The organism is Streptomyces coerulescens (genome assembly GCF_042657965.1).
Classification (GTDB): Bacteria; Actinomycetota; Actinomycetes; order Streptomycetales; family Streptomycetaceae; genus Streptomyces; species Streptomyces coerulescens.
Genome location: NZ_JBHSKM010000019.1, coordinates 332,717 through 355,864, shown reverse-complemented (window position 1 = coordinate 355,864; position 23,148 = coordinate 332,717). Strand labels below are relative to the sequence as shown.

The window sequence follows — 23,148 nt, the reverse complement described above, 5'->3', positions numbered from 1 at the left end:
TGATACAGGGGGAAATATCCCATTGACAAGGGGGAAACGTGACCGTCACGCAGCCTGATGTGACTGTGATCATCGGGGCGTACGAAGCGATGCCGTACCTCGTCGAGTGCCTGGCGTCAGTCGAGGCACAGACCATCGACCCGGGGCGCATCGAGGTCATCGCCGTCGACGACGGTTCGACGGACGGCACGGGGGAGTGCCTGGAGGAGTTCGCGGGCCGGGTGCCCATGCAGGTGACCGTGATCAGGCAGGACAACTCCGGCGGGCCGAGCGGCCCGCGCAACGTGGGGCTGGGCAAGGCGACCGGGCGCTACGTCTTCTTCCTGGACGCCGACGACCGGCTGGGCCCCGAGGCCCTGGAGCGCATGGTCGCGATGGCCGACACGAACGGCACGGACGTGGTGCTCGGCCGGATCGAGGGCGTCAACCGCACCGCGCCCAAGTCGATGTGGGGTAAGACGCTGGAGCGGACGGACGTCTTCTCCTCCAACATCAAGTTCACCCTGAGCGCGCAGAAGCTGTTCCGCCGTGAGCTGCTGACCCGGCACAACATGCGCTTCGACGAGTCGCTGTGGACCGGCGAGGACGCGCTGTTCACGATGGAGGCCTACCTGCGGGCCGACGGCGTCTCCGTGATCGCCGACTACACCTGCTACTACCTGGTGGGCCGCGACGACGGCAAGCACGTCACCAAGAGCGGCGGCTACAGCCTGCGCTTCGACTCCGCGCGCGCCCTGATGAACCTGATAGCCGAGCACATACCCGCGGGGGACCGCCGCGACCTGCTCATGCTCCGGCCCTTCCTCATCACCCTGCTGCCGCAGTTCGGGCCCAAGTACGCCAAGGACAGCGACAAGGTCCGCCGGCACAAGCTGGAACTGGCGAAACCCCTCATGGAGGCCTTCTGGACGCCGGGCATCGCCCGCCGCCTCAAGGTCGACGAACGGCTGCGGCTGCACCTGGTCGCCGAGCAGCGCCCCGAACTCCTGCTGCCCGTCGTGGAGTTCGTCAAGGCCAAGAAGCAGCCGGCGGCCCTCCTGGAGAAGAAGGGCCGCCGTGTCTATCTCGCCTACCCGCACTTCCGGGACGCGGCGGCGGGCATCCCCGACGCGGTCTACCTCGCCGAACCGCGCCAGGCCCGCGCCTACCCCGGCTACCGGGAGGGCGGCGCGGACTCGTTCCTGCGGCGTGCGGTGCGCAAGGCGCGCCGGGTGCTGAGGTCCTCCGGCGGGGCTACGCCGGGTGGGCGGGCTGCGGCGGCGTAGGCGACCGGCGCTGGTCGGGGATCTCCGTGGCGGCCTCCGCCGCGAGCCGCTCCGCCATCCGCGCCCGGTGCTCCCGGGCCGCCGAGCACAGCGCCTGTACGGCCCCGTCGAAGCGCACCTGTGACGCCGGCTCGTCCGGCCCCAGCAGATGGCGCTTCAACTCGGCCCGTGCCTCGACGAGTTCGTCCTTCTCGGGGTGCCGCACCGTCTCCAGCAGGTCCGGCACCCCGGCCGCGTCCGGCGTCAGCACGATCGCCGCACGCACCGTCGGGAAGGCCTTGCGGAACACGTCCTCCGCGAGGCCGCTGGTGTTCGCCACGGCGTACGGCTTCCCGCTCGCCAGGAAGTCGCTGATCACGCTCGACACATCGCTGATCAGCAGGTCCGCCCGGTCGAAGCAGGAGTACAGCGCGGGCCGCGCCTCGGTGAAGACCTGGTGCTCCCCCTCGGGTAGCGAGGCCCAGTACGCCTCTTCCCAGGCCGCGGTGGCCGCCGCCACCGCGGCCGCCCGCCCCGGCTCCGGCGCCGACTGGAGCAGCATCCGCTCGACCTGATCGGCGCCCGCCCGCACCGCGGTCGTGGTCAGCCGGTCCAACTCCTGCGTCCTGAGGGCGAGTTCCGCGTTGTCGCCCGGCCGCTCGCCCGACCGCTCCCGGCCCGCCGCCCGGATCAGCTCACGGATCCGCAGATCGGCCGCGCCCGCCCGCGGATCGACCGACCCCGTCAGCGGATGCGGCTTGTACAGCAGCCGCACGCCCGGGTCCGCGAGCAGCGCCCGTACGAGGTTCTCGCCGGCCTCGATCACCGAGCTGTTGCCCGGGTTGCCGTCCCAGCCCTCCCAGGTCGGCGCGTACAGGACCGTCGTCAGCCCACCGGCCTGCGCCGCCTCCCGCGGCCGTACCGCGTCCAGCTGCGGGCGGCCGATCTCCACGACGTCCTTGTCCTCGACGCCGACCTCGGCCAGCGCGTACCGCTCCCGCGCCGCCGGACCGGCCACCCACACCTCGTCGTACGCCTTCGCGTACGGGTTGCAGGACGACAGCTTGTCGCTCTCCCCGTGGTTGACGAAGGCGTGCTTGAGCGTGGGGATCCGCAGGACCTGGGAGGTCTTGCCGGAGTTCGAGGGGTGGATGAGGACCTCCAGCGAGGAGTCCTCCAGACGCATCAGCGTGGACACCTTCGGCAGACACAGGATCGGCACGTCGGTCGGGCCGATCTTCTGCACCATGAACCGCTCACGCAGCACGATCACCGGGCGGCCCTGAATCCGGGCGAGCGGCTCCAGCCACATGTTCGCCTGGTACGCCGAGGAGGCGCCGCCGGAGAAGTACAGCCCGGCCGTCGGCCGGTACTCCGCCAGCCAGGCGTCCAGCCACTCCAGCACCTCCCGCTCGCCCGCCGGGCGCCGGCCCGGCAGCAGCCGTACGAGAAGGTCGTACAGGCCCAGCAGGCCGAGCCCCAGGGACAGCGCGATGCCCAGGGCCGCGCAGCGCGGGTCGTCGGTGGCCGCCGTGGCCAGCAGGCCCGCGGTGGCCGGGAGGCCGAAGACCAGCAGCCGGTGGCCGGGGCGGCGCAGCAGGACCGGCGGGGCGGGGGACAGGCGCAGCGCGGAGGCGTCGATGTTGCGGGTGACCACCGGCAGGGTGCGGGTGCGGCGGACCAGCACCGAGACCGCCTGGATCGCGCAGTGCAGCGCGTAGAAGGCGAGCAGACCCGCGACGGCCGGCGTGTACAGCGTCTCCCGGTGCTGCTCGCCGAGCCGCAGCAGGGCGACGACCAGCAGCAGGTCCCGCAGCACATGGCGCACGGTGATGTCCGCGTGCGACTTGGCGAACACCGACAGCAGGCCGCGGTGCCAGCGGTACAGCACGCCCTCGACGGCCAGGGACACGACCGTCGAGGCGAGCAGCAGCGGGACGTGCGGGCGCAGCGCGGCCACGGCCTGGGCACAGAAGGCCGTGGCCAGGAGTGCCGCGACCAGGGCTCTGGCCGGGATGCGGGACAGGGGTGTGGGCAACTGCGGTCACTCCAAGGTCGGCGCGGGGTGGTTTGCGCCTGGGTTAACGCGCGGCGGCCGTTCGACGACACGCACGTGACGCTCCGCCAGGGAGAGCCGTGATGGGTCGTTCGTCGTCTGCGGGTCTGTTGTGGCTGGTCGCGCCCACGCGACGGAGTCGCATATCGACACAGCCCCGCGCCCCCTTCGGGGCGCTCTAGTCCCGTCCTGATTGCAGTGCTCGGCGGATCGGGCCTCCCACCGCGCGGCGTGCCCGGCGGTAGACGGACGCCGCAGGGAGTATCGCGCCCGCCTTGGTGGCGCGGGCCAGTTCGCGCCTCAACCGGTCGTTGTCCGTGGCGAGTTCACTGACCTGGCTCTGCAGCCAGCCGAACCGGCTGGTGAGCGACGCGAGGTCGGCGTCGTTCCACGGGCGGATGCCCGGCGGGAAGGACAGTGACCGCATGCGTGCGTCGAAGGCGGCGCCGCCGTCGCCGTGCGTGAACGTGTTCTCCAGGCCGTTGCGGTCCAGGAACGCCGTGAACCGCTCGAACCGCTCCTGGTGACCGTCCGTCAGGGGGCCGAAGTCGGCCTCCTCGTACAGCGACGCCGGGTCCAGGTCCTCGGGCAGCTTGTCGATCCGGCGGTGCGGGATACCGAAGTAGCGGCACAGCTCAAGGGTGCGCGAGTCGCCGCACAGCACCGTGGCCGGGGTGCCCGCGAGCAGCGCGGCGATGTTGCCGTGGATGCGGGAGCCGAAGGAGAAGTCGAACGCCCGCAGGTCGTCGATCCAGGTGACCGGGTCGATGTGGACGCGGACCTTGTCCTCCCGGTACATCGGGTGGTCGGGGTGCGTCGGCATGGCGGTGACCAGGCTGTTCGGGTCGGACATGTCCCGCCAGTGCAACTGCCGTGCGTCGCTGAGGTTCTGGCCGATGAAGCGCAGGCCGGGGTAGCGGGCGTGGGCGCGGGTGATGACCCGGTCCAGGCCCTGGGACTTCACCGCGCTGTGCGAGCCGTTGACCGCGATCCGGGAACCGGGGTGGAGGGCCGGCTCCCGCTTGGTGACGGTCAGTTCCTTGCCCCACAGGAAGAGCGAGGGGCAGCCGATGACCTCGACGTCCCGGAACCCGAGGTCGTTGAGGTACTTCTCGGTGAACTCGCCCCGGACCCCGATCGAGGCGCTGCGGTCGAGCACGGCGGAGACGAAGTCGCGCACGGCCGGCTCGATGCCCTTCAGCCGCGCCGCGTTGTAGCCGAGGCCGGTCTGCGCGCCGACGCCCACCACGATCACCGGGATCCGCAGCTTGCCGATCAGCCGGGTGAGCCGCTTCAGCTGGGCCTCGAACGAAGGGCGGAAGGCGTTGGCGAGCGGGACGACGAAGGCGTCGTACTCCTCGTTGATCCGGCCCGCGGCCGAGACATCGGTGCGGATGCCGTTCGAGACGACCTCGGTGCGCGGGGTCTCGAGGATCTTGTGCGTGGCGTCGCTGAAGATCAGGTTGCCGGAGTTGGTGGCGATGACATCCCGATGGAGGGCCTCTTCCACGGAGACGACGTCGTAAGGGCTCTTGCCCGAGCGGAGGAGGATGCGCTTCCCGCGCTGACCGTCGTGAGCAATGTGTGACACAGCGTTCAACTTAGATTTGCCGAGTCTTTGATTTCTACAGGCAACCAACGCAACCTTTTTGCCGTATGCGACGCGTGAGCGAACCGTTACCGCCCGCCTGTCCGGAGGCTGGAATCCCCGCGCGCCGCACGATCCGCTTCGCGTAGATTGCCGAGCAGGGAACCGGACGCACGCGAGGGGAAAGAGCACAGGTGGCAGGGGCAAGGCAGGGTGTGCGGGAGGCCCGCAGGGTCGTCGTCAAGGTGGGCTCCTCGTCGCTGACCACCGCGTCCGGCGGTCTGGACGCGGACCGTGTCGACGCGCTCGTCGACGTCCTCGCCAAGGGCCGCAGCGGCGGAGAGCGGGAGATCGTCCTGGTGTCCTCCGGCGCCATCGCCGCCGGGCTCGCCCCACTGGGGCTGCGCCGCCGCCCCAAGGACCTCGCGCGCCAGCAGGCCGCCGCCAGCGTCGGCCAGGGCCTGCTGGTCGCCCGCTACACCGCCTCCTTCGCGCGCTATGCCGTCCGCGTCGGCCAAGTGCTGCTGACCAGCGACGACATGAGCCGCCGGGCCCACCACCGCAACGCCTCGCGCACCCTCGACAAGCTCCTGGCGATGGGCGCGTTCCCGATCGTCAACGAGAACGACACCGTCGCCACGGACGAGATCCGCTTCGGCGACAACGACCGCCTCGCCGCCCTGGTCGCCCACCTGGTCCGCGCCGACCTGCTGGTGCTGCTGTCCGACGTGGACGGCGTGTACGACGGCGACCCCGGCAGGCCGGGAACCTCGCGGATAGCGGAGGTGCGGGGGCCGGAGGATCTGGCGCACGTCGAGATCGGCAGCGCGGGCAAGGCGGGCGTCGGTACCGGCGGCATGGTCACCAAGGTCGAGGCGGCCCGGATCGCGGCCGCCGCCGGCATCCCGGTCGTGCTGACCAGCGCGATCCACGCGGCCGATGCCCTGTCGGGCGGCGACACCGGCACCTACTTCCACGCCACCGGCAAGCGCTCCGCCGACCGTCTGCTGTGGCTCCAGCACGCCTCCACGCCCCAGGGGTCGCTGACGCTGGACGACGGCGCGGTACGGGCGGTCGTGGAGCGCCGTATGTCCCTGCTCCCGGCCGGGATCGCGGCCGTCGAGGGCGAGTTCAGCGCGGGCGACCCGGTCGAGCTGCGCGACGGCTCCGGGCGCGCGGTCGCACGCGGACTCGTCAACTTCGACGCCAAGGAGATCCCCCAATTGCTCGGGCGGTCCACGCGCGAGCTCGCGCGGGAGCTGGGTGCGGAGTACGAGCGGGAGGTCGTGCACCGCGACGACCTGGTGCTCCTGGAGCCGTAGCCGGCCGAAAACGGGGGGAACGCCCTGTTTCAAACGTCGCCCTGAGGTGGACGTTCCGCAAAACCGCCCCACGAGCCCTTGCGGCCTGCTCAACTTTGTCTCAGGGACACATTCCACACTGCTCGACCGTTGCGTGAAGGAGGCCGCCGTGAGACGAGTGCGCCCTGGGGCGACGGCGTCCCGAGCGGCCGGCGAGGAGCGTGCCTTGACGAGCGTGGCGGCAGGCGACCGGTACGAGCAGCCCGAGGACCTGCCCCGCCTGTGGCACGTGACCCTCTCCGTCTCCGGTCGGGAGGCCCCGCTGAAGGAGGTGCGGCGCGCCCTCGAACAGCTCGCCCACGACCACCCCTTTCTGCTGACCAGCCGGTACGCGGGCGATCACGCGGAGATCCGCTACTGGGAAGAGGCCCGCGATCTGCACGACGCGGCCGCCGTCGCCCTGCGCCTGTGGGGCGAGCACCGGCAGAGCGCGGGGCTGCCGCCCTGGGAGATCGTCGGCCTGGAGGTCATCGACCGCGAGACCTATCACCAGCGCGTCGCCGAGGGCTACGGACCGCCACCGGCGACCCCGGTGGGTGTCCATCCCTATTGAGCGGCCCTGGGCGTCTTGTCTCGCGGTTCGGAATGCGCGAGGGGACGGCCGCGCAACCGCACTACCCTTCTTTCATGACCACGCTCTCGCCGTACGACTCCATGTCCCCGGTCAACCGGGCCGCCTACCGCGCCAAGGCCGCCGCCGCCGACCTCGCTCCGCTGCCGCGGGCCGAGAAGGACGACGCGCTGCTCGCCATCGCGGACGCCCTGGAGGTGCGGACCAGCGAGATCGTCGAGGCCAACGCCAAGGACATCGCCAAGGCCCGTGAGGCCGGCACCAGCGAGGCGATCATCGACCGGCTGACGCTGACGCCGGAGCGGGTGCGGGCCATCGCCGCTGACGTACGGGACGTCGTCGCGCTGCCCGACCCGGTCGGCGAGGTCGTGCGCGGCTCGACCCTCCCGAACGGCATCGACCTGCGCCAGGTCCGTGTCCCGCTGGGCGTCGTCGGGATCATCTACGAGGCCCGCCCGAACGTCACCGTGGACGCCGCCGCCCTCTGCCTGAAGTCCGGCAACGCCGTGCTGCTGCGCGGCTCGGCCTCGGCGTACGAGTCGAACACCGCTCTCGTCCGGGTGATCAGGGACGCCGTGGGCGGGGCGGGGCTGCCCGCCGACGCCGTGCAGCTGGTGCCCGGCGAGAGCCGTGAGAGCGTGCGCGAGCTGATGCGGGCCCGCGGCCTGGTCGACGTGCTGATCCCGCGCGGCGGCGCCTCGCTGATCCAGACGGTCGTCTCGGAGTCGATCGTCCCCGTCATCGAGACCGGAACCGGCAATTGCCATGTCTACGTCGACGCCAACGCCGACCTCGACATGGCGATCGAGATCCTGATCAACTCCAAGGCCCAGCGCGTCAGCGTCTGCAACGCCACCGAGACCCTCCTGGTCCACCAGGACATCGCCCCCGCGTTCCTGCCGCGCGTCCTGGATGCCCTCGCGGAGGCCGGCGTGACCGTGCACGCGGACGAAAGGGTGATGGGGTACGCCAAGGACTCCAAGGTGACCGCCGTCGAGGCCACGACCGAGGACTGGGAGACCGAGTACCTGTCGTACGACATCGCCGCCGCGGTCGTGGACTCCCTCGACAAGGCCGTCGAGCACATCCGGCTGTGGACGTCCGGCCACACCGAGGCGATCGTCACCACTTCGCAGCAGGCCGCACGCCGTTTCACCCAGCTGGTCGATTCCACGACGGTCGCGGTGAACGCCTCCACCCGCTTCACGGACGGCGGTCAGTTCGGCTTCGGCGCCGAGATCGGCATCTCCACGCAGAAGCTGCACGCCCGCGGCCCGATGGGGCTGCCGGAGCTGACCAGCACCAAGTACATCGTCACCGGGGACGGGCACGTACGGCGCTGAAACAAGCCGTCCTCGGGCCCGTGGGGCGCGGCGGCGGACCGCGGGGCGCAAGGGGCGCGGCCTGGGCATATGCGTCCGACACGCGCCCCCGGAATGCCTCCGTGCCGCAGGACGGGTGTCTCACAAGCCGGATGAATTTCCATACCGTCTGCCCAAATTGACCCCCCGGGACTACTCTGGATCCCGTGCCGGAGGACGTGGGGGGCACGCCGTTCCCTGACGGCTGGGAGCCCGACGACGACCACGACCGCGGGGTGTCGGACGAAGAGTTCGCCTCCGTGGTCTTCGACGAGGCCTTCGTACAGGCGGCCGCGGTGCATGAGCCGACCGCCGTCGAGCGCCTCCTGGCCGCCGCCCAGGCCAGAGCCGAGGCCTCCGAGGCGGAAGCCCGCCGGGCCCACGGCCGGGGCGAGCGCTACGACGACGGGTACGGCCCCGAGGGCCGCACCGGATTCGGCCATGATCCCGAGCTGGACGATCTGGATGACACGGACATCCTGGAAGGCCCCTACGGCGCCCCGGGGACGTACGGCAAGCAGGTCCGCTGGCACCGTCCCGTCGCCTGGATGCTCGCCCTCGTGATGGGCATCGGCATGGTCGCGCTGGCCTTCACGGCGGTCTATCGCGGCGCCTCCTCGGGCAGCAGGGACCAGGTCCCGCCCCCGGCCTCCACCGGCCTGGAGCAAGGCAGCGGAGCGGCCCCCTCCGCCTCCGCGGACTACTCGCCTCCGGCCGTCCCGGCGACCCCGCGCACGCCCTGACACGGAGTCGACCGAGGGCCTGAGCGCTACGGAGAGCTGCCGGGCGATTCTGGTGAGAACCTGTCAGAACTTGTCGCGCAGCGGGGCGTTTACCCGAGCTCTCAGCGACCTACCCTGAAGATATGGGAGGGCCAGGAGACCCACCTGAGGGGACACCCGAAGGCGGCCCCGGAGGTGGCGAGGAAGAGTACCGATCCGTCGTCTTCGACGAGTCGTTCGTCCGCGCTGCCCGCCTCCAGGAGTTCTCCGCGCAGGAGCGGATGGCCGACCACGCCCCCGCCGTGCGCCGCCGTCCTCCCATGCGCCGAGGGCTGTCCCGGCAGGCCCTCGTCCTGGTCCTGCTGATCGCCGTCGCCTTCGGCACGGCGATCTACATGGGTGTACGGCACCCCTACCAGGGCCCCGCCGAGTCCGGACCGCCCGCCGAGCCCCTGCGGATGACCGTCATCCCACTCGCCCCCGAGGGCGAGGTGCCCGGGACCCGCGACACCGACCACCTGTACGTGAGCAGCCCGGCCGCACAGTTCCGGATCGGCGCCGAGGGCATCCCGCTGCCGGCCGCCCGGCGCACCGCCCACTTCTCGGACGGCCAGGTCACCAACGCGCTGAGCATCGCCAAGGACTACATCGTGCGGTCCTCGCTGTACCCCGAGGTGCTGACCGGCGACCAGATCCGGCCGGTGCGGGTGCTGCTGGACCCCGACCAACTGGACCAGTTCGACCAGAGCTTCGGGCACCCGGCCGCGGACGGTAGGCATGCGCCGACCGGGTGGCTGGTCCGCTTCGACTCCTCGCAGGCGGAGCTGGCCGACCGCAGCATCCGGGTGCAGGGCACGCTCCAGGCCGCCGAGACCGACTCCTCGACGCTGGAGGTCACCGCCGACCACACCTTCGTCTACGCGCTGCGGGCGGCGACCGGCGAGAAGACGGCCGAGGCGTCGCTGTTCACCGTGCGCCGGGAGCTGCACTTCCGCTTCGACCGCGAGGACCTGCGGCTGCACCAGGCCCAGCTGGTCGTCTCCTACGTCCAGGCGGGCCCCCTGTCCTGCGCCGAGGACTCCACGAACCGGCTGCATCCGCTGCTCGCGGGCCAGACGGCGAAGGAGGGCGGCCCCGCGGGCACCGACCCGTACGCCACGGGCGGCGCGACGGCCCTGTGCGGCTCGCTGGCCGCTGGGGCCCAGCCGAAGGTGTGAGCGTCGGTCTGTGCGCTGAGTTGCCCGGACCTGCGCTGAAGGTGACCTCAGTTCTCCGTCCCGGCGTCGTCCGTGCCGTCCCGCCCCGGCTCGTCCCTCGGCGGGGCGCTCGTGAAGCCGCCGAAGCCCCGGCGGACCCGGCCGCCCAGGTCGCCCGCGCCGCCGGCGATGTCCGTGACCAGCTTCATCAGGGGGTCCTTGGAGGACTTCACGTGGGTGGCGTAGTGGGACGCCGACTCACGGAAGGAGTCGGTGACCGAGGTGTCCTTGTCCTCGCTGCGCCGCGGGTAGTGGCCGTCCATGAGCCGCTGGTAGTCGCGGGACTCGGCCCACTTCTTCAGCTCGGCCGCGCGGACCGTGGTGAACGGGTGCGAGCGGGGCAGCACGTTCAGGATCTTCAGCACCGAGTCGCGCAGGTCACCGCCCGCCTCGTACTCCTCGGCCTGCTTCAGGAAGGCGTCCACGTTCATCTCGTGGAGGTGATTGCCGCCCGCGATCTTCATCAGGCCGCGCATCGAGGCCTGCAGGTCCTGGCCGACCAGCAGGCCCGCCCGGTCCGCCGACAGCTCCGACTTGCGGAACCACTCCCGCAGCGCCGTCACGATCGCCATGATCGCGAGGTTGCCGAGCGGGATCCACGCGACCCGGACGGCGAGGCTGGTCAGGAACAGCAGTATCGTCCGGTACACCGCGTGACCGGAGAGGGCGTGGCCCACCTCGTGGCCGATGACCGCCCGCATCTCCTCCTCGTCGAGCAGCTCGACCAGACCCGTCGTGACGACGATGATCGGCTCGTCCAGACCGATGCACATCGCGTTCGGCACCGGGTCCTGGTTGACGTACATCGGCGGGACCTTCTCCAGGTCCAGGATGTAGCAGGCGTCCCGCAGCATGTCGTTGAGGTGCGTGAACTGCTGGTCCGACACCCGCACCGAGTCGGACAGGAACAGCAGCCGCAGGCTGCGCTCGGGCAGCAGCCCGCTGAGCGCCTTGAAGACCGTGTCGAAGCCGCTGAGCTTGCGCAGGGCCACCAGGGCCGAGCGGTCCGCCGGGTGTTCGTACGCACGCGAGGAGATCCCCGGGAAACGCCTGCGCTGCCTGCTGGGCACGTTCTCGTGCCCGCCTTGCTCGTGGCCGTCGGACATGTCGTCTTCCCCCATGTGCGTGTGGATGGGTTTCTCCGGCCCTTTGCGGAGCCTTGTTCCGCCCTTTGCGCCCCCCGAAGCAGAGCCCAGCCTAGGCGGAGTTACCTTGGACGGGCACTACAGCGAAGGAGTTCCGCGTCATGGAGCACAACCCCTCGGCCACCTGGCTCACCGAGGCCGCGCGGGCCGCCGAGCAGCAGGGGGCGGGAAATCTGCTCCGGGTCGTACTGATCGTGATGGTCGTGGGCTGTGTGCTGACCGCGTGGTTCCTGTTGCGGGGCTACAGGCAGAAGGACGACTGAACCGCCGGGAAGGTTGCCCGCCGGTCGCCCGGGGCGCCCCAACGGTGGAGTCGGCGTGATCGCCGTCATGGCGCCCGCTTACGATGGGCCGACATCTTTATCCCGCCCACACCGATAGGTCACGCCGAAGATGAGCTTCCACAGCGCAGCTGCCCAGTTGGTCACCCTCGCCGCCGAGGGCGAGGAGCACGGCGGCAGCCACGACAGCATCAGCCCGCTGGCCACCGGTGGCGGCGCGTTCATCATCCTCATGCTGCTGCTGTGGATCACCACCCGCTTCAACCGCGACCGCTGAGTCCCGGCCAGGCCCCCGCTCCGCCCGCGCGACTGCCGGCCGGAGCTCTCAGACGGGGCCGGTAGGGTCTGCACGCATGGGAGAGCAGGACATGCCTACCGGCCCCGGAAACGGCCCGTCGAATCCCGGCAAGCGCCGGCTCGGCGTCATGGGCGGAACCTTCGACCCGATCCACCACGGGCACCTCGTCGCGGCCAGTGAGGTCGCCGCGCAGTTCCACCTGGACGAGGTCGTGTTCGTGCCGACCGGCCAGCCCTGGCAGAAGAGCCACCGGCATGTCTCCCCGGCCGAGGACCGCTACCTGATGACGGTCATCGCCACCGCCGAGAACCCGCAGTTCTCCGTCAGCCGCATCGACATCGACCGCGGCGGTCCGACGTACACGGTGGACACCCTGCGCGATCTACGCGCGCTCAACCCGGACACGGACCTGTTCTTCATCACCGGCGCCGACGCCCTCGGCCAGATCCTGACCTGGCGGGATTCGGAGGAGCTGTTCTCCCTGGCGCACTTCATCGGGGTCACCCGGCCCGGCCATCACCTCGACGACGACGGACTCCCGGAGGGCGGCGTGTCGTTGGTCGAGGTTCCCGCGCTGGCCATCTCGTCCACCGATTGCCGCGCGAGAGTCGCAAAGGGAGATCCCATCTGGTATCTGGTGCCGGACGGAGTCGTGCGCTACATCGACAAACGTGAGCTGTACCGCGGCGAGTGAGGCAGTGAGCCGAGAGGGGCTACCGGTGAACGACCGATACGACGCGGGGGCGGCAGGACACGGCGCCGACCAGTACGAACTCGTCGGCTACGACGAGTACGGACGGCCGGTGTACCGACAGGTCCCGCCACAGCAGCAGCCACAGCAGCCGTACGACACCTACGCACAGCAGGGATACGGCTACGACCCGTACGCGACGGGCGGGCAGCAGCAGCCGGCCCAGCCGTACGACCCCTACGGCGGCGGTGACACCGGCCGGCAGCCGCCCTCGCCGTCCTACGACCCGTACGGCACCGGAACGCACCAGCAGCACCCCGGCGGCCACTCGGCGCCGTACGACCCCTACGGCCGTACCGCCACCAGCGGCCAGCAGCCGCGGGCCGCCGAGCAGACCGCCTACATCCCGCACCAGGCCGGGCCGGTCGAGGAACCGGTGACCCAGGAGCGGGGCGAGCGGGACTACCGCACCGAGCAGTTCGCCTTCGTCGAGGAGCCCGACCAGGACTCCGAGGACGTCATCGACTGGCTGAAGTTCACCGAGAACCGCACCGAGCGCCGTGAGGAGGCCAAGCGACGGGCACGCGCGCGTGTGGTCGCTCTCGTGGTCGTCCTGGCGCTCGCCGCGGCCGGCGGCGTCGGCTACCTCTGGTACGCCGGGAAGCTGCCCGGCCTCACCTCGTCGGACGACAAGAAGGACACCGCGACACCCGTCGGCGCCCAGAAGCGCGACGTGATCGTCGTCCATCTGCACAACACCAAGAAGGGCGGCACCTCCACGGCGCTGCTCGTCGACAACACCACCACCAAGCAGGGCACCACCGTCCTGCTGCCCAACTCCCTCGCGCTCTCCGGCGACGACGGCAGCACGACCACCCTGGCCAAGTCGGTCGACGACGACGGCTCCTCCGGCACCCGCGACGAGATCGACACCGTCCTGGGCACCGAGATCCAGGGCACCTGGCGGCTGGACACCCCCTACCTCCAGAACCTCGTCGACCTGGTCGGCAACATCGAGGTCGACACCAACACGAACATCCCCGACCCGGACGCCAAGAAGGGCACCGCGCCCCTGGTGCGCAAGGGCAAGGCCCAGACCCTCAGCGGCAAGTCGGCCGTCGCCTACGCCACCTACCAGGCCTCGGGGGAGGCGCAGAACGCCCAGCTGGAGCGGTTCGGGCAGGTCATGCAGGCCGTGCTGCGCAAGCTGACCTCGGACGCCCAGGGCGCGACCACCACCGTGCAGACGCTGGGCATGATCATCGAGCCGCCGCTGACCGACAAGGACCTCGGCGCCTTCCTCGCCCGTCTCGCCGACCTAGCCAAGGGCGGCGACTACAAGACGGCCCTGCTGCCGGTCCAGACCGACGGCACGCTGAGCGCCCAGGCGAGCGCGAGCGTCGTCAAGGACGTCCTCGGCGGCACCGCGAAGAGCCCCGACAAGGACGCCGCGATCCGGGTGTCCGTCCGCAACGCGAGCGGCGTCAAGGACAACACCGGCAAGGCCCGCGTGGTGCTGCTCAACGGCGGCTTCACGTTCCTGGAGGGCGGCACCGCGTCCGCCGAGGCCACCTCGAAGGTCGTCTACACCGACGCCGCCGACAAGGACGACGCCACCGAGGTCGCCAAGACCCTGGGCCTGTCCGCCGACGCGGTCACCAAGGGCGATGTCTCCGCGAACGCCGACGTCTCCGTGGTCCTGGGCCAGGACTACGAACCGTCGTCCTCGTAGCCGCGAGCCGTACATCACCGCAGGCCACCCCACGTGAAGCGATAATCACGTGGGGTGCCGTCACCGGTCCGTGAGACCCTTGATGTCGAGTGAAGTCAAGTGTCCGCCGATCGAAAGCCTTGTAGTGACCGCTACCGACCGTTCCCTCGAGCTCGTCAACACCGCCGCCCAGGCCGCAGCCGACAAGCTCGCGCACGACATCATCGCCTACGACGTCAGTGACGTCCTGTCGATCACGGACGCCTTCCTGCTGGCCTCCGCGCCCAACGACCGCCAGGTCAAGTCGATCGTCGACGAGATCGAGGAGCGGCTGAGCAAGGAGCTCGGTGCCAAGCCGGTGCGCCGCGAGGGCGACCGCGAGGCCCGCTGGGTGCTGCTCGACTACGTCGACATCGTCGTCCACGTCCAGCACAGCGAGGAGCGCGTCTTCTACGCCTTGGAGCGGCTGTGGAAGGACTGCCCCGAACTGGAGCTGCCCGAGGACGCCAAGGCCACCCGCGGCAAGGCGGCGGAGCACGCCGAGCTCCAGGCCGCCGAGGAGGCCGCCGAACTCGGCGGTGAGTGGCGATGAGTGCCACCGGCGAGGTGTCCGCGGGCAAGCCCGGCCGGGGCCGCCGCGTCATCCTGTGGCGGCACGGCCAGACCTCCTGGAACGTGGAGCGCCGCTTCCAGGGCTCCACGGACGTCCCCCTCACCGAGGCGGGCATCTCCCAGGCCCGCCGCGCCGCCCGGCTGCTGGTCAACCTCAAGCCCGACGCCATCATCGCCTCCGACCTCCAGCGCGCCGCCGCCACGGCGGCCGAGCTGGCCGGGCTCACCGGCCTGGAGGTGGCACACGACGAGGCGCTGCGCGAGACCTACGCCGGAGTCTGGCAAGGGCTGACGCACGAGGAGATCATCGCCCGGTACGGCGAGGAGTACGCCGCGTGGAAGCGCGGTGAGCCGGTGCGCCGCGGCGGTGGCGAACTGGAGACCGAGGTCGCCGACCGCGCCGCGCCCGTGGTGCTCCGGCACACCGAGAAGCTCCCCGACGACGGCACCCTCGTGGTGGTCAGCCACGGCGGCACGATCCGTACGACCATCGGCCGCCTCCTCGGCCTCCAGGCCCAGCACTGGGAGAGCCTCGGCGGCCTTTCCAACTGCTGCTGGTCCGTGCTGGGCGAGGGCGCGCGCGGCTGGCGCCTGCTGGAGCACAACGCCGGCACCCTGCCGGAGCCGGTGCTCGGCGACGACGACTGACGCCGACGGTCCCGGCCGGGGCGGCCCGGGACCCGGATTTCACTTTCTGGCAGGTCGCAGGCTAAAGTTCTTCTTGTTCGCCCCGCTGAGCGGGAAGAACAGCTACAAGGGGCTATAGCTCAGTTGGTAGAGCGCCTGCATGGCATGCAGGAGGTCAGGAGTTCAATTCTCCTTAGCTCCACAGCGAGACAACAAGATCCCGCCGGTCACTTCGATCGGCGGGATCTTCTGGTATCCGCCAAAGTGTTCGGGTTCGGCTTGAGTCACTTGGGCCCCGCCAGGCGTATACCCCTCAGGAGGCGCTTTGGGGTGCGTGTTCGTACGGCACGGAGGCTGCCGTGTCCGGACTGGTACTGAGGCGTCGCTGACCGTATTGGTCCGGCCGTGGCAGAATCAAACGGCCGGAGGGGGCGCGGCCCGACGGGAGGGAGTAGCGATGCCTGCGTGCATCCTCGGAGAGGTCGGTCACCTCTTCGATGCAGCATTGACACGGGATACGATCACCCGGCTCAGCTGCCCTTCCTGCGGCTCCGTCCATGTCGCCCAGCTTCTCGGTGACAACGGCGGAGTTTCCTACGTGTGCACGGCCTGCGGCCACAGCTGGAGCTGATCGATGGGTGCACACAGGCGAAAGTGCGACTGGTGCGGCAGCGGTACGCCGATCGTCCGTGACATGGAACCGGTGAACCCCGACTACCAGTACTGGTGCGAGGAATGCGCGCGGGCGCTGATCATAAAAGGCGACCCCATCGAGACCTACCGTGAACTCGAGGGTGAGCCGATCTACGGCCGGCTCCTGGAGGAGCACTGCACTCTCAAGCGGTTCTACTCGTTCGTCACGGCTTGAACCGGGCAAAACGTACCGTATCGGGCTGCACGGGAAACGATTTGGTGCTGCACGAGGTGGAACGGTAATGTTGGCGTCGCCGCCGGGGAAGCCGGGCGGAACAAGCAAGGGGCTATAGCTCAGTTGGTAGAGCGCCTGCATGGCATGCAGGAGGTCAGGAGTTCAATTCTCCTTAGCTCCACAGAAGTCGAAGGCGGACCATCCACCAGGATGGTCCGCCTTCGTCGTGTTCAGCGTCCCAGAGCGCGCCGGCCGCGGCCCTGGGAGAGGACCGGCAGGTTGTTGCGGGAGGTGTCCTGCCCGCGGGTGTCCTCCTCGATGCGCAGGGCCAGCGCCGGGCAACGGCGCACCGCGCGCAGGGCCTTGGCCTCGGCGTAGCGCGGGACCATCGCCTGGGCGACGGTCGGGAAGCCGTCGGCGCCGAGCTGGAAGACCTCCGGGAGGATGTCGGCGCACAGGCCGTGGCCGCGGCACAGCGTCCAGTCCACGTAGATCTTCTGGCGCGCCGGGCCGTTCTCCTCCTCCTCGGCGCCGCCCGGGATGCCCGTGGGTGCCCTGCCGCCCTCGAAGAGCGGCAGAACGCCCTCCACGGGCCGTCCGCAGCCGTTGCCGAGGACATGGGCCGCGAGGTCGTCCGTGAACGCCTTGATGGTCGACTCCAGGAACATCGCGGAGCCGTCCGGGTGCGAGCACGCGCCGCGCCGCTTCACGTTCTTGGCAACCTGCTTGAGCGCCTCCAGGGCGGCCGGGCCGCCGCCGTTGAGGATGTCCTCAAGACCGCGCGCGGCGGCCGGCAGGCCGAGGTAGCAGGGGCCGCACTGGCCGGCGCTCTCCTCGGCCAGCCACTGCGCCACCCGCAGCGACTCGCCCAGCGGGCAGGTCTCCTGAGTGATCGGCAGGATCGCGCCGGCGCCGAGCGCGCCGCCCACCGCGTCCAGGGAGTTGCGCGAGACGATCGCCTCGTTGACCGTCGCCGCGTCGATCCACTTGCCGTGGTAGCCGCCGGTCAGCACGCCCTGCGGCACCGGCGGGGCGCCGGCCAGCTGGAGGACGTAGCGCAGCGGCACCCCGGTCGGAACCTCGATGACCATGGGCCGCGCCACCGCGCCGGAGACCGTGAGCATCACGGTGCCCGGCTCGTCGTACAGACCGGTGTTGCCGTAGCGCTCCGGGCCGATGCGGGCGGCGATGGCCAGCTGCGCGAAGGTCTCGGCGTTGGAGAGCAGGGTCGGGGCGCCGCCGACGCCGTTCTGCGAGGCGCTGACCTTGCGGCCGGGCGGGATCGCCGGGCCGCCGTCGATCGAGCGGATCAGGGAGGCGGCGGCGCCGGTGACCATGCGCACCGGGTTGCGCTGCACGAACGCGCGTAGCGCCGAGCGGCGGCTGTTGCTCAGGCCGCGCTCGGCGAGGGCGGCCTCCATGGAGCGCTGGGTGGACTCCCGGGTGACCCCCACCACGAGCGTGCGGGCACCGAGGGCCTCGGCGCACAGCAGCGCGCCGTCGAGGATGAGATGCGGGGCACGGTTGATCATCACCGTGTCCTTGCGGCAGGCCGGTTCGTCCTCGCTGCCATTGACGACCACGACCGGCCGTACGCCGCGCTTGATCGCGGCCTCGGCGACCGAGCGCAGCTTCTTGTGGAAGGGGAAGCCCGCGCCGCCGCGGCCCTTCAGGTTGATGTTCTCGGCGAGCTTGGCGAGTTGCTCGCCGCCCAGTGGTTCGAGCGGCCCGTGCACCTTGAGATGCATGGGCAGATCCAGTCTTTCGACAAGGTCGAAGCCCGACGTGAGCTGCGGAAGTCCGACCACGCGGACTTCTGGTACGTCGGGCAGGGCCTCGTTCACTTAAACCCTCCGGAAGGCGTGTTCCAAGGTTCGCCCGAACCCGGTGCGTCGAAGTCGTAGGACGTACCGGGGAATGTTTCAGTGGCGGGACCGCTGTTGTTGTACGTGTCGTTCTGGTTGTACGTGCCGAAGACGGCGTTTGTCTCAGCGGTGTCATACACATCACTCGAGCCGTAGCCGGCCGCGTTGGAGCCGTAGCCCGAGGTGTTCGAACCGTATGTCGTGGTGCCCGAGTTGTCGTAGACGGGAATGTCGTACCCCGTGTCGTTGAGCGGGTCGTAGGACGACCGGGGAGCCTCGCCGACCGGGGGCGGGGAGGGGATGGGCCAGCTGCCGGTGCCACCCGCGCCGCCGTCGACGCGCGGGATCGCCTCCGTCGGCTGCATGTCCATGGGCAGGTCCATGCGGGAGGTCTGGTCGGCGTACGGCTGCTGTTGCTGCCCGCGGGAGCGGGGGTTGACGGCGCGGTAGGCGGCGGCGAAACCGCCCGTGGTCTCCGCGGCCGACGGGGGTTGGGAGGGCATGCCGGGCAGTGGGCCGGTGCGTTCGTTGCGGGAGGGGCGCTCGTCGCGTGCGCCGCGCGCCGGACGCTGGTTGTCGTAGCCCGGCAGCGAGGAGCCGGAGGCCGCCCGGGCGCGGCTCTCCTCCAGGTCCTCGCGGGCGCCCGGCTCGTTGCCGATGATCTCGGCGAGGCGGTCGGCGACCTTGCGCTTGATTGGGCGCGGGGCGGCGCGCAGGGCGAGGGCCGCGGCGACGGCGACGACGCAGAGTTCGTAGCTGACCATGAAGAACGTCTTCGCCGGGCGGCCGGCGAACAGACCGTGGATCAGGGCCGAGCACCAGGCCGGGTAGGCCAGCATGTGCATCGCGCGCCAGCGGGCGGCGACCGGCGCCGGGGAGGCGAACTGGTTGCGCAGGGCGCCGGTGATGCCCACGAAGATCATGAGCAGGGCGGCCAGGGAGCCCAGGCCGATCAGGAACGCGCTGCCCGGGATCTCGCTGCCGCCGGCGAAGACCAGGCTGAAGGGGATGATCGCGGCGATCGGGCTGGCGTGGTCGAGGGCCAGCTTGACGCCGATGTGCACCAGGAGGAAGGCGATCGAGCCGACGGCGGTCACTCGGTGGATGCCCTGCGCGATGATCCGCTGACGGGTGTTGAGGATCATCCGGTCCTGGGCGACCAGGCCCCAGATCACCGAGCAGGTGAGACAGACGAGCGACAGGACGCCGGCACCGAAGTTGAGGAACTCCTGGAGCCAGGTACCGCCGAGCAGCACGACCAGGGGTATGAGCAGCAGTACGGCAGCGGACGCCACCCCATAGGCCGACCGGCCCGTCCTGGGGAGCGAACTGTTACTACGACGAGGGTTCATGGGGGCAACTCCGAGCGGTTCGGGAAGGCGGTCCCGCTGCCGCACTCTAAGTGGCTCCATACCGGGGGGTACGGCGTTTGAGTTATTGCGTTGTTATCTACGGGCTGTGTGGGGCTCGCGATGCCCCTTAGCGACTGTTACGCCAGGTAACAGTTGAACCTTGTTCAGCTTTTCCATGTCTTCACATCTCTCAGGTACGGAGCGGGGGGCGCGGTTGTTCATGTGTGAGCCCTCTCGTGAGTGCTGTCACGCGCCCCCCGGGAAGCCCGTCGCGACCGGCTGCGGCGCTGCGGTACCCTGACGCCATGCGTGCCGTACGCCTTCTGCTTAGCGAGCCGCGCTGATCAATCCCGACCTCCGGGCGAACCGGACGGTCGGCATCGGCGCGGCGTCCCCTCCTGTGCGAGGGGATTTTTCGTTTCCGGGGAATCGCAGCCGACGGCCACGACGATCGATGGAGCTTTGAGGATCATGAGCGAGACGAACCCCGCTGCCGCCGAGGTGGCCGCGCCGCACCGCTACACGGCGGCCGTGGCCGCCGAGATCGAGGCACGCTGGCAGGACTTCTGGGACGCCGAGGGCACGTACGCGGCGCCGAACCCCAAGGGTGATCTGGCGGGCGACCCCGAGCTGGTCGCCAAGCCCAAGAAGTTCATCATGGACATGTTCCCGTACCCCTCCGGTGCGGGCCTGCACGTCGGTCACCCCCTGGGCTACATCGCCACCGACGTCTTCGCCCGCTTCCAGCGCATGACCGGCCACAACGTCCTGCACACGCTGGGCTTCGACGCCTTCGGCCTGCCCGCCGAGCAGTACGCCGTGCAGACCGGCACGCACCCGCGTGTCTCCACCGAGGCCAACATCGAGAACATGAAGGTCCAGCTGCGCCGGCTGGGCCTGGGCCACGACAAGCGCCGCTCGTTCGCCACGATCGACCCGGACTACTACAAGTGGACCCAGTGGATTTTCCTGCAGATCTTCAACTCCTGGTACGACGACGAGGCGAGGAAGGCCCGCCCGATCGCCGAGCTGGTCGCGCAGTTCGAGTCCGGTGAGCGGGCCGTCCCCGGTGACCGCTCCTGGGACACGCTGACCGCCGGCGAGCGCGCCGACGTCCTGGGCGAGTACCGCCTGGCGTACGCCTCCGACGCGCCGGTCAACTGGTGCCCCGGCCTGGGCACCGTGCTGGCCAACGAGGAGGTCACCGCCGAGGGCCGTTCCGAGCGCGGCAACTTCCCGGTCTTCAAGGCCAAGCTGCGCCAGTGGAACATGCGCATCACGGCCTACGCCGACCGGCTGCTGTCCGACCTGGACGAGCTGGACTGGCCCGAGGCCATCAAGCTGCAGCAGCGCAACTGGATCGGCCGTTCCGAGGGCGCCCGCGTCGACTTCCCCATCGACGGCGAGCGCATCACCGTCTTCACCACGCGCCCCGACACCCTGTTCGGCGCGAGCTACATGGTGCTGGCGCCCGAGCACCCGCTGGTCGACAAGTTCACCCCGGACGCCTGGCCCGAGGGCACGCACGACGTGTGGACCGGCGGTCACGCGACCCCGGCCGAGGCCGTCGCCGCCTACCGCGCGCAGGCCGCCTCCAAGTCGGACGTCGAGCGCCAGGCCGAGGCCAAGGACAAGACCGGCGTCTTCATCGGCTCGTACGCGACCAACCCGGTCAACGGCGAGCAGGTGCCCGTCTTCATCGCCGACTACGTCCTGATGGGCTACGGCACGGGCGCGATCATGGCCGTACCGTGCGGCGACCAGCGCGACTTCGAGTTCGCCCGCGCCTTCGAGCTGCCGATCGTCTGCATCGTCGAGCCGACGGACGGCCGCGGCACGGACACCTCGACCTGGGAGAACGCCTTCGCGTCGTACGACGCGAAGATCATCAACTCCACCGGTGACGGCATCTCCCTGGACGGCCTGGGCGTCGTCGAGGCCAAGGCGCGCATCACCGAGTGGCTGGAGCGCTCCGGCGCCGGCGAGGGCACGGTCAACTTCCGGCTGCGCGACTGGCTGTTCAGCCGCCAGCGCTACTGGGGCGAGCCCTTCCCGATCGTCTACGACGAGGACGGCATCGCCCACGCGCTGCCCGAGTCGATGCTGCCGTTGGAGCTGCCCGAGGTCGAGGACTACAGCCCGCGCACCTTCGACCCGGACGACGCGAACACCTCTCCGGAGACGCCGCTGTCCCGCAACGAGGACTGGGTCAACGTCACCCTGGACCTGGGCGACGGTCCGAAGCGGTACCGGCGTGAGACCAACACCATGCCCAACTGGGCGGGTTCCTGCTGGTACGAGCTGCGCTACCTGGACCCGCACAACAGTGAGCAGCTGGTCGACCCCGAGATCGAGCAGTACTGGATGGGCCCGCGCCAGGGCCAGCCGCACGGCGGTGTCGACCTGTACGTCGGCGGCGCCGAGCACGCCGTGCTGCACCTGCTGTACGCGCGCTTCTGGTCCAAGGTCCTGTTCGACCTGGGCCACGTCTCCTCAGCGGAGCCGTTCCACAAGCTGTTCAACCAGGGCATGATCCAGGCCTACGTCTACCGCGACAGCCGGGGCATCGCGGTGCCGGCCGCCGAGGTGGAGGAGCGCGACGGCTCGTACTTCTACCAGGGCGAGCAGGTCTCCCGGCTGCTGGGCAAGATGGGCAAGTCCCTGAAGAACGCGGTCACTCCGGACGAGATCTGTGCCGAGTACGGCGCCGACACGCTGCGGCTGTACGAGATGGCGATGGGCCCGCTGGACGTCTCGCGACCGTGGGACACGCGCGCGGTGGTCGGTCAGTTCCGGCTGCTGCAGCGGCTGTGGCGCAACGTCGTCGACGAGTCGACCGGCGCCGTCACCGTGGTGGACGCCGAGCCCGACGAGGACACGCTGCGTGCCCTGCACAAGGCGATCGACGGCGTGCGCGGGGACCTGGAGGGCATGCGGTTCAACACCGCGATCGCCAAGGTCACCGAGCTGAACAACCACCTGACCAAGGCGGCCGGGGCGGTTCCTCGCTCCGTCGCCGAGTCGCTGGTGCTGATGGTCGCGCCGCTGGCCCCGCACATCGCCGAGGAACTGTGGCGCAAGCTGGGACGGACCGGCTCGGTGGTGCACGAGGACTTCCCGGTCGCCGACCCCGCGTACGTGGTCGACGAGACGGTGACGTGCGTCGTGCAGATCAAGGGCAAGGTCAAGGCCCGCCTGGAGGTCTCGCCTGCCATCTCCGAGGAGGAGCTGGAGAAGGTCGCGCTGTCCGACGAGAAGGTCGTGGCGGCGCTGGACGGGGCCGGGATCCGGAAGGTGATCGTGCGCGCGCCGAAGCTGGTGAACATCGTTCCGGCGTAGTGCCTTGCGGCGGTCGGGCCGGATGCGGTGAGCGTGGTGGGGCTCGCGGTGGCGGTTGCGTGGTCGTCGGCCCGGCGTGATCTTGGCTCGGGGTGATCCCCTACGGGCAGGTTCGGGGTTCTGCTGGAACTCCGGGCCTGCCCGCTGCGTTTACCGTTGAAGAGTGACCTGGTTACGGGTCGCGACCGGTCGGAGGAGGA

At 70.3% G+C, this 23,148-nt stretch carries 19 protein-coding genes and 2 tRNA genes; 16 read left to right on the top strand and 5 right to left on the bottom strand.

What is annotated here, in order from left to right:
* Nucleotides 1-38: 38 nt before the first annotated feature.
* Nucleotides 39-1,265, top strand: coding sequence for a glycosyltransferase family 2 protein (locus ACFPQ9_RS24680; protein WP_380857156.1), 1,227 nt, complete (start codon nt 39-41; stop codon nt 1,263-1,265).
* On the opposite strand, the gene ACFPQ9_RS24675 is transcribed toward ACFPQ9_RS24680, so the two are convergent.
* Together ACFPQ9_RS24675 and ACFPQ9_RS24670 are read right to left on the bottom strand one after the other, a co-directional pair.
* Nucleotides 1,234-3,282: a hypothetical protein gene (locus ACFPQ9_RS24675; protein ID WP_380857153.1), complete on the bottom strand. Its 2,049-nt coding sequence runs from the start codon at nt 3,280-3,282 to the stop codon at nt 1,234-1,236. The two genes, ACFPQ9_RS24680 and ACFPQ9_RS24675, sit on opposite strands and share 32 nt — an antisense overlap.
* A 196-nt stretch (nt 3,283-3,478) precedes the next feature.
* Nucleotides 3,479-4,882 carry a polysaccharide pyruvyl transferase family protein gene (locus ACFPQ9_RS24670; RefSeq protein ID WP_380858650.1) on the bottom strand — a complete coding sequence of 468 codons (1,404 nt, stop codon included), beginning with the start codon at nt 4,880-4,882 and terminating at the stop codon, nt 3,479-3,481.
* Between the two features lie 200 nt (nt 4,883-5,082).
* Here ACFPQ9_RS24670 and proB point away from each other — a divergent pair, with 200 nt between their 5' ends.
* The 5 genes from proB (at nt 5,083) to ACFPQ9_RS24645 (ending at nt 10,120) form a co-directional block, all read left to right on the top strand.
* Nucleotides 5,083-6,210: a glutamate 5-kinase gene (gene proB / locus ACFPQ9_RS24665; RefSeq protein WP_380857150.1), complete on the top strand. Its 1,128-nt coding sequence runs from the start codon at nt 5,083-5,085 to the stop codon at nt 6,208-6,210.
* Nucleotides 6,211-6,358: 148 nt separating this feature from the next.
* The gene (locus ACFPQ9_RS24660; protein WP_380857147.1) at nt 6,359-6,802 is read left to right on the top strand and encodes a hypothetical protein; all 444 of its coding nucleotides are present in this window, start codon (nt 6,359-6,361) and stop codon (nt 6,800-6,802) included.
* A gap of 74 nt (nt 6,803-6,876) precedes the next feature.
* A complete protein-coding gene (locus tag ACFPQ9_RS24655; protein WP_380857144.1) occupies nt 6,877-8,163 on the top strand; it encodes a glutamate-5-semialdehyde dehydrogenase in 1,287 nt (428 codons plus the stop codon).
* Nucleotides 8,164-8,348: 185 nt separating this feature from the next.
* Nucleotides 8,349-8,924 carry an SCO2584 family spore wall biosynthesis protein gene (locus tag ACFPQ9_RS24650; RefSeq protein WP_380857141.1) on the top strand — a complete coding sequence of 192 codons (576 nt, stop codon included), beginning with the start codon at nt 8,349-8,351 and terminating at the stop codon, nt 8,922-8,924.
* A gap of 122 nt (nt 8,925-9,046) precedes the next feature.
* The gene (locus ACFPQ9_RS24645; protein ID WP_380857138.1) at nt 9,047-10,120 is read left to right on the top strand and encodes an SCO2583 family membrane protein; all 1,074 of its coding nucleotides are present in this window, start codon (nt 9,047-9,049) and stop codon (nt 10,118-10,120) included.
* A gap of 47 nt (nt 10,121-10,167) precedes the next feature.
* Here ACFPQ9_RS24645 and ACFPQ9_RS24640 read toward each other — a convergent pair whose 3' ends face one another.
* A complete protein-coding gene (locus tag ACFPQ9_RS24640; RefSeq protein WP_380857135.1) occupies nt 10,168-11,280 on the bottom strand; it encodes a M48 family metallopeptidase in 1,113 nt (370 codons plus the stop codon).
* Between the two features lie 125 nt (nt 11,281-11,405).
* On the opposite strand from ACFPQ9_RS24640, the gene ACFPQ9_RS24635 reads away from it, so the two are divergent.
* From ACFPQ9_RS24635 to ACFPQ9_RS24595, 9 genes are all read left to right on the top strand, one after another.
* On the top strand, nt 11,406-11,567 hold the full coding sequence (locus ACFPQ9_RS24635; protein ID WP_380857132.1) for a hypothetical protein: 162 nt from the start codon (nt 11,406-11,408) through the stop codon (nt 11,565-11,567).
* 130 nt (nt 11,568-11,697) lie between these two features.
* Entirely contained in the window at nt 11,698-11,862 is a 165-nt protein-coding gene (locus ACFPQ9_RS24630) for a hypothetical protein (protein ID WP_380857129.1), read from the top strand.
* A 76-nt stretch (nt 11,863-11,938) separates the two neighbouring features.
* The gene (gene nadD, locus ACFPQ9_RS24625) at nt 11,939-12,577 is read left to right on the top strand and encodes a nicotinate-nucleotide adenylyltransferase (protein ID WP_380857126.1); all 639 of its coding nucleotides are present in this window, start codon (nt 11,939-11,941) and stop codon (nt 12,575-12,577) included.
* A 25-nt stretch (nt 12,578-12,602) separates the two neighbouring features.
* Entirely contained in the window at nt 12,603-14,306 is a 1,704-nt protein-coding gene (locus ACFPQ9_RS24620; RefSeq protein WP_380857123.1) for an LCP family protein, read from the top strand.
* Nucleotides 14,307-14,430: 124 nt separating this feature from the next.
* Nucleotides 14,431-14,877, top strand: a complete 447-nt coding sequence (gene rsfS, locus ACFPQ9_RS24615) for a ribosome silencing factor (RefSeq protein WP_380857120.1) — start codon at nt 14,431-14,433, stop codon at nt 14,875-14,877.
* Nucleotides 14,874-15,545, top strand: a complete 672-nt coding sequence (locus tag ACFPQ9_RS24610) for a histidine phosphatase family protein (RefSeq protein ID WP_380857117.1) — start codon at nt 14,874-14,876, stop codon at nt 15,543-15,545. Before rsfS ends, ACFPQ9_RS24610 begins: the two co-directional genes overlap by 4 nt.
* 108 nt (nt 15,546-15,653) lie before the next feature.
* Nucleotides 15,654-15,726, top strand: a tRNA-Ala gene (locus ACFPQ9_RS24605).
* 432 nt (nt 15,727-16,158) lie between these two features.
* Nucleotides 16,159-16,392: a hypothetical protein gene (locus ACFPQ9_RS24600; RefSeq protein ID WP_003976229.1), complete on the top strand. Its 234-nt coding sequence runs from the start codon at nt 16,159-16,161 to the stop codon at nt 16,390-16,392.
* A gap of 108 nt (nt 16,393-16,500) precedes the next feature.
* A tRNA-Ala gene (locus ACFPQ9_RS24595) sits at nt 16,501-16,573 on the top strand.
* Nucleotides 16,574-16,622: 49 nt separating this feature from the next.
* Here ACFPQ9_RS24595 and ACFPQ9_RS24590 read toward each other — a convergent pair.
* Entirely contained in the window at nt 16,623-18,236 is a 1,614-nt protein-coding gene (locus ACFPQ9_RS24590) for an NADH-ubiquinone oxidoreductase-F iron-sulfur binding region domain-containing protein (RefSeq protein WP_380857106.1), read from the bottom strand.
* Complete coding sequence (locus ACFPQ9_RS24585) at nt 18,233-19,609, bottom strand: ferric reductase-like transmembrane domain-containing protein (RefSeq protein ID WP_380857103.1); 1,377 nt, start codon at nt 19,607-19,609, stop codon at nt 18,233-18,235. Before ACFPQ9_RS24585 ends, ACFPQ9_RS24590 begins: the two co-directional genes overlap by 4 nt.
* Before the next feature lie 471 nt (nt 19,610-20,080).
* On the opposite strand from ACFPQ9_RS24585, the gene leuS reads away from it, so the two are divergent.
* Complete coding sequence (leuS, locus tag ACFPQ9_RS24580; RefSeq protein WP_380857100.1) at nt 20,081-22,948, top strand: leucine--tRNA ligase; 2,868 nt, start codon at nt 20,081-20,083, stop codon at nt 22,946-22,948.
* The last annotated feature ends 200 nt before the right edge of the window (nt 22,949-23,148 follow it).

Bases quoted from the DNA above. Each gene is read 5' to 3' on its own strand.
- ACFPQ9_RS24585 (WP_380857103.1), bottom strand. From the start codon at position 19,609: ATGAACCCTCGTCGTAGTAACAGTTCGCTCCCCAGGACGGGCCGGTCG.
- ACFPQ9_RS24600 (WP_003976229.1), top strand. From the start codon at position 16,159: ATGGGTGCACACAGGCGAAAGTGCGACTGGTGCGGCAGCGGTACGCCG.
- ACFPQ9_RS24645 (WP_380857138.1), top strand. From the start codon at position 9,047: ATGGGAGGGCCAGGAGACCCACCTGAGGGGACACCCGAAGGCGGCCCC.
- ACFPQ9_RS24655 (WP_380857144.1), top strand. From the start codon at position 6,877: ATGACCACGCTCTCGCCGTACGACTCCATGTCCCCGGTCAACCGGGCC.
- ACFPQ9_RS24640 (WP_380857135.1), bottom strand. From the start codon at position 11,280: ATGGGGGAAGACGACATGTCCGACGGCCACGAGCAAGGCGGGCACGAG.
- nadD (WP_380857126.1), top strand. From the start codon at position 11,939: ATGGGAGAGCAGGACATGCCTACCGGCCCCGGAAACGGCCCGTCGAAT.
- ACFPQ9_RS24635 (WP_380857132.1), top strand. From the start codon at position 11,406: ATGGAGCACAACCCCTCGGCCACCTGGCTCACCGAGGCCGCGCGGGCC.
- ACFPQ9_RS24630 (WP_380857129.1), top strand. From the start codon at position 11,698: ATGAGCTTCCACAGCGCAGCTGCCCAGTTGGTCACCCTCGCCGCCGAG.
- ACFPQ9_RS24610 (WP_380857117.1), top strand. From the start codon at position 14,874: ATGAGTGCCACCGGCGAGGTGTCCGCGGGCAAGCCCGGCCGGGGCCGC.
- leuS (WP_380857100.1), top strand. From the start codon at position 20,081: ATGAGCGAGACGAACCCCGCTGCCGCCGAGGTGGCCGCGCCGCACCGC.